18 protein-coding genes are annotated in these 12973 nt (G+C 64.9%); 11 read left to right on the forward strand and 7 right to left on the reverse strand.

The annotated features are described in order from the left end of the window. Window positions 1-133: 133 nt before the first annotated feature. The 4 genes from LKE06_RS21080 (at window position 134) to LKE06_RS21095 (ending at window position 3230) form a co-directional block, all read left to right on the forward strand. Window positions 134-412: a hypothetical protein gene (locus LKE06_RS21080; protein ID WP_372477402.1), complete on the forward strand. Its 279-nt coding sequence runs from the start codon at window positions 134-136 to the stop codon at window positions 410-412. A gap of 313 nt (window positions 413-725) precedes the next feature. Then, a complete protein-coding gene (locus LKE06_RS21085; RefSeq protein WP_228001054.1) occupies window positions 726-1673 on the forward strand; it encodes an alpha/beta hydrolase in 948 nt (315 codons plus the stop codon). A 192-nt stretch (window positions 1674-1865) separates the two neighbouring features. After that, a complete protein-coding gene (locus LKE06_RS21090) occupies window positions 1866-2186 on the forward strand; it encodes an ArsR/SmtB family transcription factor (protein WP_228001055.1) in 321 nt (106 codons plus the stop codon). A 21-nt stretch (window positions 2187-2207) separates the two neighbouring features. Further along, window positions 2208-3230, forward strand: coding sequence for an LLM class flavin-dependent oxidoreductase (locus LKE06_RS21095; RefSeq protein ID WP_228001056.1), 1023 nt, complete (start codon window positions 2208-2210; stop codon window positions 3228-3230). 165 nt (window positions 3231-3395) lie between these two features. Here LKE06_RS21095 and LKE06_RS21100 read toward each other — a convergent pair whose 3' ends face one another. Beyond that, window positions 3396-3995, reverse strand: coding sequence for an LGFP repeat-containing protein (locus tag LKE06_RS21100; protein WP_308188407.1), 600 nt, complete (start codon window positions 3993-3995; stop codon window positions 3396-3398). A gap of 262 nt (window positions 3996-4257) precedes the next feature. Further along, window positions 4258-4422: a hypothetical protein gene (locus tag LKE06_RS21105; RefSeq protein WP_228001057.1), complete on the reverse strand. Its 165-nt coding sequence runs from the start codon at window positions 4420-4422 to the stop codon at window positions 4258-4260. A gap of 86 nt (window positions 4423-4508) precedes the next feature. Between LKE06_RS21105 and LKE06_RS21110 the strand changes: the two genes are divergently transcribed. From LKE06_RS21110 to curA, 3 genes are all read left to right on the forward strand, one after another. Then, window positions 4509-5741, forward strand: coding sequence for an acyl-CoA dehydrogenase family protein (locus tag LKE06_RS21110; RefSeq protein WP_228001058.1), 1233 nt, complete (start codon window positions 4509-4511; stop codon window positions 5739-5741). After that, window positions 5738-6406 (forward strand): phosphotransferase family protein, encoded by a 669-nt coding sequence (locus LKE06_RS21115; RefSeq protein WP_228001059.1) that lies wholly within the window; start codon window positions 5738-5740, stop codon window positions 6404-6406. Before LKE06_RS21110 ends, LKE06_RS21115 begins: the two co-directional genes overlap by 4 nt. 141 nt (window positions 6407-6547) lie before the next feature. After that, window positions 6548-7564 (forward strand): NADPH-dependent curcumin/dihydrocurcumin reductase, encoded by a 1017-nt coding sequence (curA, locus tag LKE06_RS21120; RefSeq protein ID WP_228001060.1) that lies wholly within the window; start codon window positions 6548-6550, stop codon window positions 7562-7564. A gap of 3 nt (window positions 7565-7567) precedes the next feature. Here curA and LKE06_RS21125 read toward each other — a convergent pair whose 3' ends face one another. From LKE06_RS21125 to LKE06_RS21140, 4 genes are all read right to left on the reverse strand, one after another. Next, entirely contained in the window at window positions 7568-8581 is a 1014-nt protein-coding gene (locus LKE06_RS21125) for a zinc-binding dehydrogenase (RefSeq protein ID WP_228001062.1), read from the reverse strand. Beyond that, window positions 8574-8996 carry an organic hydroperoxide resistance protein gene (locus tag LKE06_RS21130; RefSeq protein ID WP_228001063.1) on the reverse strand — a complete coding sequence of 141 codons (423 nt, stop codon included), beginning with the start codon at window positions 8994-8996 and terminating at the stop codon, window positions 8574-8576. Before LKE06_RS21130 ends, LKE06_RS21125 begins: the two co-directional genes overlap by 8 nt. Window positions 8997-9012: 16 nt before the next feature. Then, the gene (locus tag LKE06_RS21135; RefSeq protein WP_308188409.1) at window positions 9013-9447 is read right to left on the reverse strand and encodes a MarR family winged helix-turn-helix transcriptional regulator; all 435 of its coding nucleotides are present in this window, start codon (window positions 9445-9447) and stop codon (window positions 9013-9015) included. 84 nt (window positions 9448-9531) lie between these two features. Continuing rightward, on the reverse strand, window positions 9532-9888 hold the full coding sequence (locus LKE06_RS21140; protein ID WP_228001065.1) for a hypothetical protein: 357 nt from the start codon (window positions 9886-9888) through the stop codon (window positions 9532-9534). A 598-nt stretch (window positions 9889-10486) separates the two neighbouring features. Here LKE06_RS21140 and LKE06_RS21145 point away from each other — a divergent pair. Together LKE06_RS21145 and LKE06_RS21150 are read left to right on the forward strand one after the other, a co-directional pair. Continuing rightward, a complete protein-coding gene (locus LKE06_RS21145) occupies window positions 10487-10765 on the forward strand; it encodes a hypothetical protein (protein WP_228001286.1) in 279 nt (92 codons plus the stop codon). Between the two features lie 74 nt (window positions 10766-10839). Then, window positions 10840-11091 carry a hypothetical protein gene (locus tag LKE06_RS21150; RefSeq protein WP_228001067.1) on the forward strand — a complete coding sequence of 84 codons (252 nt, stop codon included), beginning with the start codon at window positions 10840-10842 and terminating at the stop codon, window positions 11089-11091. Between the two features lie 52 nt (window positions 11092-11143). Here LKE06_RS21150 and LKE06_RS21155 read toward each other — a convergent pair whose 3' ends face one another. After that, window positions 11144-11461 carry a hypothetical protein gene (locus LKE06_RS21155; RefSeq protein WP_228001069.1) on the reverse strand — a complete coding sequence of 106 codons (318 nt, stop codon included), beginning with the start codon at window positions 11459-11461 and terminating at the stop codon, window positions 11144-11146. A 105-nt stretch (window positions 11462-11566) separates the two neighbouring features. Here LKE06_RS21155 and LKE06_RS21160 point away from each other — a divergent pair, with 105 nt between their 5' ends. Together LKE06_RS21160 and LKE06_RS21165 are read left to right on the forward strand one after the other, a co-directional pair. Beyond that, window positions 11567-12121, forward strand: a complete 555-nt coding sequence (locus tag LKE06_RS21160; protein WP_228001070.1) for a helix-turn-helix domain-containing protein — start codon at window positions 11567-11569, stop codon at window positions 12119-12121. Beyond that, complete coding sequence (locus LKE06_RS21165; protein WP_228001072.1) at window positions 12072-12758, forward strand: transposase; 687 nt, start codon at window positions 12072-12074, stop codon at window positions 12756-12758. The genes LKE06_RS21160 and LKE06_RS21165 overlap by 50 nt, the downstream gene beginning before the upstream one ends. Window positions 12759-12973: the final 215 nt, after the last annotated feature.

The raw sequence follows: 12973 nt of genomic DNA on the forward strand, positions 1-12973 counted from the left end.
CCGAACGAACGTATCCGCGCGGCGGCTATTCCCGCACGCGAATATCGGCCGCGGTGGCGAACTCGGCCGCGATCTCCTGCGCGGTCACTGTGGCCCAGTTCGATCAACAACGGCATCCGCCGGAATAATGAGCGTGGTCGCACCGCGTGCGACGCGACAGCGGCGCTGGGTAGTCGGTGGCCTCGAGCCCTCGCGGAACGCGTTGCGCGGCAGGACGATCGGGGGCAGCGCGGTTATCGAGGAGTTCCTCGACAAGCAGCAGCACGCGGCGGATCTGCTGGCTACCAACGGATTACTGCCGAAGACCATCCAGGTGCGCTCGGCGATGCTGCCTTGGATCGGTGAGGTGGTCCAGGAAACGAACCCCGCCGCGACCGTCAGATCGTCCCGAATGCTTTGTGGCGCAACATAAGCGCCACGACCGGCCCGGTTGTCCGGACTTATCTCGCCATCGCGGCTGAACTATGTGGCACTTGCCGAGATTCGCGACGAACACCCGATGTTCGGCAATCGCTGGACCTCGCGTGCGTATGGTTCTACCGTCGGCCGGGCAACCCAGTATCCGGTTTTGCGAAAGGTGGCGCGTGAAGGTCGGTATCGGAGCACATTGTCGTCGCACCAGCCGCGCTGCGGTGCTATCGATCGCCGCTGTGGTTGCCTGTTCGAGTGGGTCGGCCATTGCTGAGCCCGACAGCAGCGCCGATCCCTCGATTCCCGTGCGTGCCATGAACTCCGCTCAGCCGGCGCCCAATGGGTCGCGACTGGTGACCGCCGTGCAGGGGCCAGGACGTGTGCTGGATCTGACGGTCCATTCCGAGGCGATGGCCGCACCCGTATCCGTGGAAATCCTTCCGGCAGCGGACAGTTCGAAGCCCGCGCCCACGTTGTATCTGCTCAACGGGGTCGACGGGGGAGGCAGCGTCGAGGGCTGGCAGGGGGGTGACAACTGGCTCACCAAGACCGACATCGAGGAGTTCTTCGCCGACAAACAGGTCAATGTCGTGATCCCCATCGGTGGCAGGGGCAGCTACTACACCGATTGGCGTGCCGAGGACCCGGTGTTGGGTAGGCAACAGTGGGCGAGCTTCCTGACCCGTGAACTCCCCCCGATCATCGACTCCGGGTTTCGCGGTACCGGCGCCAACGCCATCGCCGGCCTGTCGATGGCCGGCGCCGCGGTGTTCCAACTCGCCCTCGCCGCGCCTGGCCTGTACCGCGGCATCGGTTCCTACAGCGGCTGTGCGCGTACCAGCGATCCTCGCGGCCAAGCCATGGTGGACATCGTCGTCGGCGGCAAAGGGGGCAACACGGTCAATATGTGGGGACCGCCCGACGACCCCGCATGGGCCGCCAACGACCCCTACTTGCACGCCGACAAATTCCGCGGTATCGCCATCTATGTGGCCACCGGCAGTGGCCGAGCGGGCCCTCTCGACGCCCTCGACGGCCCTGGCGTCCATTCCGATCCGGTGAAACTGACCGATCAGGTTGTGCTCGGCGGAGCTCTGGATTCGGTTGCCAGCGGATGTACCCGCCAGTTGCAGGACCGATTTCGGGAGCTGGCAGTACCCGCCACCTTCGACTTCCGTGACACCGGCACCCATTCCTGGGGTTACTGGCAGCAGGACCTGCACAATTCCTGGTCGGTACTGGGCGCTGCCCTGGATAAGTAGCCGGTGCTAGTGGCCCATCACCTCGAGGAGCGCCGATTCGATCGCGGCGGCATAGCGATTCACCGATTCGTGCGCCAACGAGGACTAAATGCCCCGCAAGCGTGGTTGTCTGCGTGAGCAGCGTCATGGTGTCTGTCGGTCGGGGCCGGGGTAGATTCTTCGTTAATTAGCGAAATATCGAAAGATGGTGTCGTGCTCGACGAATGCAAGGCGCTGGCGAACGAGACGCGGCTGCGCATCCTGGAGTGGCTCAAGGATCCCGAGGCGAACTTTCCGGCAGAGCCGGGAGAGGCGAACTTTCCGGCGAAGCCGGGAGAGGCGGCCGAGCTGGGCGTCTGTGTAGGTCTCATCCAGCAGAAGGCGGGCACCTCGGCCTCGACCATCTCCGCGCACTTGGCAGTGCTGCAGCGTGTCGGGTTCCTGCGCGCCACGCGGCGCGGGCAGTGGACGTACTACCGGCGCGACGACGCCCGCATTCGTACTTTCACCGAACTTCTCCATCGCGACCTCTGACCAAGGAAAGGCGCCGCCACCATGCCGACCGCACTATCCGTCCTCGACCTCGCCTCGATCGCGCCCGGCCAGCGCGCGCGCGACAGTTTCGACAACAGCGTCGCCCTGGCCCGCGCCGCCGAGCGCAGCGGCTACCGGCGCGTCTGGTACGCCGAACACCACAACATGCCCACCATCGCCTCGAGTGCCACGAGCGTTCTGATCGGCCACGTCGCGGCCCATACCGACACCATTCGCCTCGGTTCAGGCGGCATCATGCTGCCCAACCACTCGCCGTTGGTGATCGCCGAGCAGTTCGGCACCTTGGAGACGCTGTTTCCCGGCCGGATCGATCTCGGTCTGGGGCGGGCGCCGGGCAGTGACCAGAAAACCATGGTGGCGCTGCGCCGTAACCCGTCATCGGCAGACTCTTTCCCCCAGGATGTGCTGGAATTACAGGGGTACCTGAGCGGTCGATCACGGATCCCTGGCGTGCAGGCGGTGCCGCGGGCCGAGGGCGTGGTGCCGCTCTACATTCTGGGGTCGTCGCTGTTCGGCGCTCAGCTGGCGGCGCAGCTCGGTCTGCCGTACGCATTCGCGTCGCACTTCGCGCCGAATGACCTGCACCAGGCGATCGCTGTGTACCGCAACAACTTCCACCCGTCCGAGCAGTTGGCCGAGCCGTATGTGATCGCTGGTGTGAATGTGTTCGCGGCCCAGGACTCGGCGACGGCGGCACAGCAGCAGGCGGTCGCGTACCGGGCCCGGGCGCGGGGCATGCTCTCGCGGGGCGCCGCCGACCACACGTTCACCGACGCGGAGATCGACGCGTTCCTCGCTTCACCGAACGGTCACCAGCTGGCCACGATGACCAGGAACACTGCCACGGGAACCGCCGATGAAGTCCGTGTCTACCTGGCGGATTTCGCCGCCTCCATAGACGCCGACGAGCTCATCCTCGTCCACCACGCCAACCAGATCGATGACCGCGTGCGGTCGGTCGAACTGGTTGGCGATGTCATGGCCACGCTCGAGCACACCTCCGATCCCACTCTGCGGTGCTGACGTCTCCGGATTCGCGCACCGGGTGGCGCGCGGCGATCAGGAGTTGAGGTAGCAGCAGGTGTAGTTCTCCGGTGTCGTCGTCCAGCAGTACCTACAGCGGATCCTCGGCGATCGAAGTGATCGGTGAGCTCCCGGACTGTCGGTGGCACTGCTACAGCTGTGCTGCTAGGGGTTCCATGTGATACGGCCGCCCTGGAAGTCCTGGGCCTTGCCGTCTTGGTAGTCGTATTCGTCGCTGGTCGGGTAGCCGTAGCGGCCGGTCTCGGCGCCGGAACCCTCCCAGGTAGTTCGGATGTTCCCCCAGACCGCGTGGGCGTTGGTGGCCGGGGACCAGTAGATGCCGCCGCCGCCGAACAGGTTGTATCGGCCGTCGTTCTTGCCTGCCTGCGTTTCGTCGGTGATGGGGTAGCCGAGTGCGCCGTTCTCCCAACCCAGCGAACCCCACTTGTCGCGAATGTAGCCGCCGACCTGGTGTGCGTCGGTGCCGATCGACCAGTAGATGGAGCCGTTGCGTTCGAATGCCTGGAATTTGCCACCATGCCCGGCGTCGGACTCGGGGGTGACCGGGTCACCGAAGGCGGCGGTCCCGCCGGCCTGGTCGTACTTGGCCTCGATCGCACCGCCTACCTCGAAGTTGCCGATCGTGCGGGCGGCGGCGGTATCGGTGCACACGGTGGCGGCCAGGACGACGCCGACCGCGGCGGCTGCTACCAGTGCGCCGCGATGGCGCGGTCTGGGTAGGTGTGCGTGGGGTGTCCGTGTCACAAAAATCTCCCTTGGTCAGGTGATGCTCGATGGCGAGACAGCGCGGTCATGCTGACGCGGGTGCGGGTGGCGCGTGGCCCAGCAGATCTATCGGTACGTCACCGGCAACCGTTAGCCGCGCGGTCTGCGCGCGGTCGGTTGTGCCCCTACGGGATGTCATTATCCCGCCGGCTCGGCGGTACGGGCGCAGTAGACTTCCGGCATGTCGGTCGCTTCGTCTCCGTCGCGGACGCCCGAAGCGGTGAGCGGCTACGACGCACGCTCAGAGCGGACCGGCCCCACCCACGCCGAGCCCAGCCTTGACGCGGTGAGCAGTCTGAAATTGCGCATGTCGTGTACCGCGCAGGGGTAACGCGCCGATGATGACCAGCGAGGCGGCGCGCCGATAGAACGGGCGAGCCAGAGCTGCGGATTGATATGTGCCCATACGGAATCTCCTTCATCGGAGCGATAAAGGATGGCTGCTATTCGTAGCCGCCCGCTTCGTGGACGCACCGGGGATAACCTCGGGGCATGGACTTCGCAGCATCGGCGTTCGCGGCTGAGTATCGTGACAAGGTGGCTGATTTCATCGCCACGCGGATCGCGCCTGTCGAGGAGGAGTACCTGCGCACCCTGCGCGCGCTCGACGATCCCTGGGTGGTGCTGCCGATCATCGAGGAACTCAAGGCACAGGCGCGCGACCAAGGGCTGTGGAACTTCTTCTTGCCGAAGGCGTATTCCGAGCAGACCGGGCAGGGGGCCGGGCTCAGCAACGTCGAGTACGCGCCACTGGCGGAGTTGATGGGGCGTCATCTGATCGCCTCGGAGGTGTTCAACTGCAATGCGCCCGACACCGGCAACGCGGAGGTGCTGGTGCATTACGGCAGCGAAGCACAGCAGCGCGAGTGGCTGGATCCGCTGCTGGCAGGGGAGATACGGTCCGCGTTCTGTATGACGGAGCCACAGGTCGCCTCCTCCGATGCCACCAACATGGCCGCCACCGCCATCCCGGATGGCGAGGACATCATTGTCAACGGTCACAAGTGGTTTTCCACCGGCATCGGCCACCCGAATTGCAGATTCGTCATCTTCATGGGCCTGACCGACCCCGACGCGCACCGCCACGCCCGGCACACCATGGTCATCGTGCCAGTGGGGACACCGGGCATGAAGGTCGAACGGATGCTCGAGGTGTTCGGTTATCACGACGAACCGTACGGTCACGGCGAGGTGACTTTCGACAATGTGCGGGTGCCGAAACAGAACGTAATCGCCGGTCTCGGTAAGGGTTTCGAGATCGCGCAGGGCAGGCTCGGCCCGGGGCGCATTCACCACTGTATGCGGACGATCGGGCTTGCCGAACGCGCGCTGGAGATCGGTATCCGACGGGCCATGGAGCGCACGGCCTTCGGTAAGCCGCTGGTCAATCTGGGCGGCAACCGCGAACGCATCGCGCAGGCGCGGATCGCGATCAACCAGGCCCGGCTGCAGGTATTGCAGACCGCGTGGCTGCTGGACACCGAAGGCGCTTTCGGTGCGCTGTCGGAGCTTTCGCAGATCAAGGCGTCGGTGCCGCGCATGGCCTACGAGGTGATCGATATGGCGATCCAGCTGCATGGCGCGGGCGGTTTGACCAATGACTTCCCGCTGGCAGGTGCGCTCGCGGGCGCACGTTCGCTGCGGTTCGCCGATGGACCGGACGAGGTCCACCTCGGCGTCGTCTCCCGGATCGAACTCGCCAAATACAAGCAGAACGACCGATGAAACCGGAGTTCATCGACACACCGGGCCAGGTTCGCGACGAGGATGCCTTCGATGCCACGGCCGTGCACGAATGGCTGTCGGCTCGGGTGGACGGGCTGGCCGATACACCTGTGGTGCGCCAATTCCCCGGCGGCGCATCGAATCTCACCTACCAACTGTCCTATCCTGGACGCGAGCTGATTCTGCGCAGACCGCCTGGCGGACACCGCGCGGCCTCCGCGCACGACATGCGGCGCGAATTCCGTGTCCAACGCGGTCTGAAGCCGGTATTCCCTTATGTGCCTGCAATGTTGGCGTTCTGTGCGGACGAGTCGGTGATCGGCTCGGAGTTCTACGTGATGGAGAAACTCGAGGGCCTCATCCTGCGCCGCGATATCCCCTTCATCCAGCGACTGCGCCGCCAGCCGACCCATGTGCCCGGCATGCGCACCCGTGCCGAAATCATCGAATACTATTCGCGCACAACCGGTTTACCCGTTCACAACTGGACCTTCTACGAGGTGTACGGCCTCTTCCGGCTGGCAGGGGTCATCCAACAGCTCTACCGGCGTTTCCGTGACGGCGGCACCCACAATCCGGTGTTCAAGGACTACTGGATGTTCGTCGGCTACCTGGAATGGCGCTGCAAACAGGCCATGAACGGCTCCGGCCGATCACGGTCATGATCGGAGGCCTGCCTCGACACCCGCCCGTGCGGTGACGCCGCGTACGGCGCTGTGTGAAAGCGTGCCCCGGTCGGGCGACGGATCGGTCCTTGTTCCCTGCCTGCCGACCTGGTAAAGCCGGGTCCGGGGTTAGTGTTGGGCATGGTCGAGTCGAAGAGGATCGTGCTTGCGTCCCGGCCGGTGGGTGCTCCGACGCCGGCGAATTTTCGTACCGAGACCGTGGAGCTTGCGCAGCCACGGGCCGGCGAGGTGGTCCTGCGGACGTTGTATTTGTCCTTGGATCCTTACATGCGGGGGCGGATGAGTGCGGCGAAGTCGTATGCGCCGCCGGTCGAGGTGGGTGGGGTGATGGTCGGCGCCACGGTTGCCGAGGTCATCGAGTCCCGAGATTCATCGTTGGTGAAAGGTGATGTGGTGCTGGCCTATTCGGGCTGGCAGTCCCATGATGTGGTGCTCGCGTCGACGGTGCGCAAGTTGGACCCGGATTGGGCGCCGGTGTCGACGGCGCTGGGTGTGCTCGGGATGCCCGGGTTCACCGGATACGCGGGACTGCTCAGGATCGGGCAGCCGAAGCAGGGGGAGACCGTGGTGGTCGCCGCAGCCAGCGGCCCGGTGGGGTCGGCGGTTGGGCAGATCGCCCGGATCAAGGGCGCGCGGGTGGTAGGGATCGCGGGTGGGCCGGACAAGTGCGCTTATGTGCGGGACGAATTGGGCTTCGATGCGGCCATCGACCACCGCGCGCCCGATTTCGGTGAGCAGTTACCGGCCGCGGTGCCCGAGGGTATCGACGTCTATTTCGAGAATGTCGGTGGCGCGGTCGCCGCAGCCGTGTATCCACTGCTGAATACCTATGGGCGCGTACCGGTTTGCGGCCTCATCGCCAACTACAACGCTACGGCCGCACCGGAGGGGCCGGATCGGCTGCCCGCTTTCTACGGGCGGATTCTGACCAAGAGCCTCACCGTTCGGGGGTTCATTCAGAGCGAGTTCGTCAAAGAGATGTTCCCGGACTTCCTGCGTGACATGTCCGGGTGGATCGCCGATGGCAGCGTCCGCTATCGCGAGGATATTGTCGAGGGCCTCGAGCAGGCTCCGGAGGCATTCATCGGCATGCTCGAGGGCCACAACTTCGGCAAACTCGTTGTTCGGGTCGGGTAGCGGCTACGCCGGTTCGGCCGATAGTGCGATCTTCGCGCTACGGCCTCGCGTTTCGCTTGCGGCAGCCGCCTCGGCGGCGGCCTCCAGGGGATAGACGGCCTCGAAATCCAGCCGCAGTACCCCACTCGCCGCCATGCCGACCAGCTCGACGATCAGCAGCCGCAGCTCGTCGGCGCTGGTCTGCTCGGCGCGCATGGATCCCCAAAAGCCTTTGATGATGGCCTGTTTGAAGATCAGGGCGCCAGGGTTGATCGTCAAGGGCAGTCCGGACAGTGCGCCGAACGAAATCAGCTCCCCCTTGGGGCCGAGCAGCGACAGCAGATCATCCGCGCTGCGCCCACCGACCTGGTCCACTGCGCGGACCACCGGTGCGCCCGCGGTGACGGCGGCGGCCCGCTCGAGCCAGCGTTCGGATTCGGTGTCGAACACCGGCTCGAAGCCGAACTCTTGCAGCGCCGCGACCGACGCCGGACCGCGCACCAGGTTCAGTACGTTGATACCGCGTTGGCGCGCAAGCACATTCACCAATCGGCCGACCGCGCCGTTCGCCGCGTTGATCGCGATCCAGTCACCCGGCACCACCCGGAGGTCCTCCAGCAGCATCAGCGCGCTGAGCGGCATCGCGAGCAACTGTGCGGCCGTTTCGTCGGAAATGCTGTCGGGCAACGGGACGACCTTGCCCGCGTTGGCGACGAACTGCTCGGCCCAGGCATCGTGGATGCCCGAAACGCTCACGCGCTGACCGACTTCCAGCCCCGTCACACCCGATCCGAGTGCATCGATCCGGCCGACCGCTTCGGTGCCCGGAATCGCGGGCAGCGTCGGCTTGTAGCCGTATACCCCACGAATAGTGGCCAGATCATGGTTGTGAATCGGTGCCAGGATCAGCTTGATTCGCACTTCACCGTGGCCGGGTTCGGGTGCCGGGCGGTCCGCTGAGATCAGCACATTTTCGGGTTCACCAAACTTTTCGATGACAACGGCACGCATGCGGGTTTCTTCCTGTGGCTCAGTCATCGGCGAGGGTGACCTGGACGTCGATATTGCCGCGCGTCGCGTTGGAGTACGGGCACACCTGGTGGGCCTGATCGGCCAGTGCCTGCGCCTGGTCGGCGGGCAGATGCGGTAGCGAGATCTCGAGGGTGACGTTCAGCTGGAAGCCGCCCGAGTTGTTCAGGCCGAGGCCGACCTTCGCGCCGACCGCGGAGTCGTCGACATTCGCGCCGGCTCGGTTGCCGACCAGCCGCAGCGCGCTGTGGAAGCAGGCGGCGTAGCCCGCGGCGAAGAGCTGCTCCGGATTGGTTCCTGCACCGCTGCCGCCCATTTCTTTGGGCATGTTCAGTGCGACGTCGACCTTGCCGTCGGTGGTGCGGGCGTGTCCATCGCGTCCGTCGCCAGTCGCGAGTGCTTCGGCGGTGTAGAGGACGGTCATGTCTGCTCTCCTTCGATCAGTGGTGGGATATCAGCGAATCGGTAAGTCGCCGTAGTGCTTTGCGCAGTTCGGTGAACTCGTCGTCCGAGAGGCCACTGGCCTCGGCCATCTCCGGCGGAATGCATCGAGCCCGCGACCGCAATCCGCGGCCGTGCTCGGTGAGCTGGATATCGACGCGACGTTCGTCGGCCGCCGCGCGCCGCCGCTCGATCAAGCCCGCTGCCTCCAGTCGCTTCAGTAGCGGCGATAACGTTCCGGAATCGAGGGCGAGTGCGGCGCTGAGGTCGCCGACGCTGCGACCGTCGCGTTCCCACAGTGCCAGCATGACGAGGTACTGCGGGTAGGTCAGTCCCAGTTGTTCCAGCTTCGGGCGATAGGTCGCTGTCATCGCCCGCGACGCCGCATACAGCTGGAAGCACAGCTGCTCGTCGAGAGTGAGGTGATCGGTCACGACCATAAGAGTAGTGCGCAATTATGTTGCGCACAACTAATCGTGATGTGCTTCATGGCACAGGTCGTTGAACACCCAGTGTGGTCAGCCGGCAACAGAGCCACCGCCGATGGCGAGGTAAACGGTCATGAGCATGAACAGGAACCAGCCCGCGCCCTGCCAGATCGGCCAATTCCGGCCATGCCGCCATTGCTGATACGTCCGGACGAACGCGCCGATGCCACCCAGGAGCAATACCGCCGTCGGCCCGAGCAGTACGGCCGTCTTCGCGGGGGTGTCACACAGCGTCGTGTCCGCAGTCGAGCATGCCGCGCGGTTGGCCGCCCAGATCGTGGTGATCGCGAAAACCGCCGCGGCCACCGCGATCACAGCCAGCGCGTAGGTCGCCGCGCCCCGGAAGGTGCGATCGTCGGAAAAGCGCTTCTCCACGTCATTGACCATGGTATTCACCTCATTGACGGAGTTGCCGAATGGCATCGTCCGAAACGTCGGCCGGCCATCGCGTCTTCAGCCGATGCCCCTGGCGATCCACTCGATCAGGTCGGCCCGACTTCCTCGCGATCGAGTTCGTTGAGGATCTCGTGCCGTGCGTCCGGGTAGCTGCGGTAGGCGATGTCGGTCGCGCCGGCGTCTCGATAGCGTTGCACCCGCAAGGTTGCTCCGGGACGCCAGCCCAGTGGCGCAGCGACAGAAACCGTGCAACGCCGACCGTCTCGGGTGACATCCGGCGTAGCCCGCCGTGTCGCCCGTATCGATCGTGCGGCGAACCGCCCGGGGTGGGCCCCGTCATAGAAAAATCGGTGTGTCGCTTCCAATCGATGATCTTGATGAGGTTCAATCGATGAGCTCAACGAGTTTTCCTCCAGCAATCGAGTGAAAGCGGGACATGGCATGGCACCCGACTGCCTGGACGGCCACAGATAGTGCCGATGCGCCGGCGATTCGATGGCTGCCGGCGTATCTCATTTCCGGAAATGTCTGGCGAATCTTCCTTCCTGCGGCATCACCTCGGCATGCGATAAGGAGCACGAACGTGAGCATGATTCTTGCTGCGCTGCACGACACCGTCCTCGCACAGGTCGACAATCCGACCCCGGAGGAACCGCCGATGGCGGACAAGCTGATGCAAATGGGCCGCTACTTCACCTGGTTGGTCCAGCTATCGGGCATTACCGCCATCACCTACGGCGGCGGCCGCTTCGCCTGGGAAAAGTGGAATGGCGGTGGCCTGCAGTCACCGAAGATGATCGCGAGCGCAATGGCGGGCGGTGTTGTCGCAACAAGTGCGGGCACGATCATGAATGCCGTGGTCGGATAGCCGACAAGGTGGCTTCGGAGTTCGTGCGGCTCCATGTCAGACGTCCAATAGCGGCATCTGACATGGAGCCGCGGTTGTTTCGCTATGCCGTTGCGAGACTCCCACGGCGGGCGGACAAAGTTCTGCGTCTTACCGTCACCATCGTCAAACGCACCGACCCCGGCTTCGTGATCCTGCCACGCAGGTGGGTGGTCGAGCGGACCTTCGCCTGGATCAGCAAACCTCGACGCTGTGTCCGCGACTACGAAACCCGGCCCGCCCACCACGAAGCCATGGTCCAACTCGCCACCATCATGACCATGTCACGACGCCTGACCCGCAAGTGACCGGAGTTCCCGGTCACTTACTAAGTGGTCACGCCCGTATGTTGTTCGGGGGTCAGTGTCCGAGGTAGAGGTCGCAGGCGCAGTCGAGGGCTTGCTGAGGGCTGCCTGCTGTGAAGCCGGTGGGCAGGATCTGGTTTTCGTACTTGCCGCTACTGGCGAGGTAGAGACCGAATCCCCAGGTGGAGGCCGATCCGCCGTAGCGGAGCCGGATGAGAGGTAGCCGGTGGCCGTCGGCCAGATCACCCTCGACGTAGGCGAATCGGCCGTGGTAGCGGACATGGAGGCCGGCCAGTTGGGGCCAGTGCTCGGCGGCGTGTTGGCGCAGCCGTTGGGCCAGGGAGGTCTTGGTCGAGTCCGGGATCGCGGGCATGAGGTCATCTTGCCGCTTCCGGCGTGTCGATCTGGCTCCGGTGACGGGATCAGGCAAGGCCGTGGCGGTGGCTGCCTCGAAAGTCGTTGTAAATAGTCTATTTTCGTGCCTGTTACTCGTGCTCGCCAGATTGCGTTGACTGCCTCCGAGCGGCGAAGGCTCAAGAAACTGGCCTACTCCCGCACCGCTGGATTCGCGCTGGTCGTCCGTGTCCGGATCGTGTTGGACGCCGCCTATGGGTACTCCAACAACAAGATCGCTCTTCGGCAGCAGGTCCACCTCGACACGGTGCGCACCTGGCGTGGCCGATACGCAGACCACGGGTTCGACGGACTCAAGGACAGGCCCCGCTCGGGCCGGCCCCCGCGTTTCAGCCCTCTCCAACGCGCCGAGATCACAGCGCTGGCCTGCCAGTTGCCGGCCCAGACGGGGGTGCCGTTGTCGCGGTGGAGTAGCAGCGAACTGGCCACCGAGGCAGTCAAATCCGGTATCGCCAAGGCGATTTCGGCCTCTACCGTGCGCCGGATCCTGTCGGGCGCGGCACTCAAGCCCTGGCAGCACCGGTCGTGGATCTTCGTCCGCGACCCCGGCTTCCCGATCAAGGCCGCCCGTGTTGGACCTCTACCAGCGGACTTGGGACGGGCAGCCGTTGGCCGATGACGAATACGTGATCTCCTCCGACGAGAAAACCTCGATCCAGGCCCGCTGCCGATGCCACTCCACCCTGGCGCCGGGCACCGCCCGCATGATGCGCGTCAACCACGAATACGACCGGGGTGGATCGTTGTCCTACCTGGCCGCCTACGACGTCGGCCGCGCCTGCGTGTTCGGCCACCGCGCGGCCAAGACCGGGATCGCGCCGTTCATGACCCTCGTGGAAAAGGTCATGACCAGCGAGCCCTACGCCTCGGCCACACGCGTGTTCTGGGTGGTCGACAACGGGTCGTCACACCGCGGCCAAGCCGCCTGCGACCGGCTGGCCGCGCGGTTCCCCAACGCGGTCATGGTCCACACCCCGGTGCACGCGTCCTGGTTGAACCAGATCGAGATCTATTTCTCCATCGTGCAGCGAAAAGTCGTCTCACCCAACGACTTCACCCGCCTTGACCAGGTCGAAGACCGGCTCGCCGCCTTCGAGCGTCGTTACAACGAGACCGCTCGGCCCTTCGAATGGAAGTTCACCCAGACCGACCTCGCCGACCTACTGGCCCGGATCGAGCGGCACAAACAGAACGAGCACTCCCAACAGCACACCGGCTGCGACCACCAGCCTGCCGCACAACCAGCAGCCGCGTGAACCCCCGAAAAACCTACGACCGGGACCACTAAGGTCCGACACGTCCTGCGGCGCCATTCCACGTTAGGACCGGCGTTGCACTTCAGCTCGGTCGATTGGCCGACGGGGCTCAAGGCTTGACCGCCAACACCCTACATGCACTCCCGGTCAGGACCGGTGGTTAGTCGAACATGGTTGGTAGACCTGGTGGCCCCCAGCCGTAGCGACGGTCATCC

This window comes from Nocardia australiensis (assembly GCF_020733705.1).
Lineage (GTDB): Bacteria > Actinomycetota > Actinomycetes > Mycobacteriales > Mycobacteriaceae > Nocardia > Nocardia australiensis.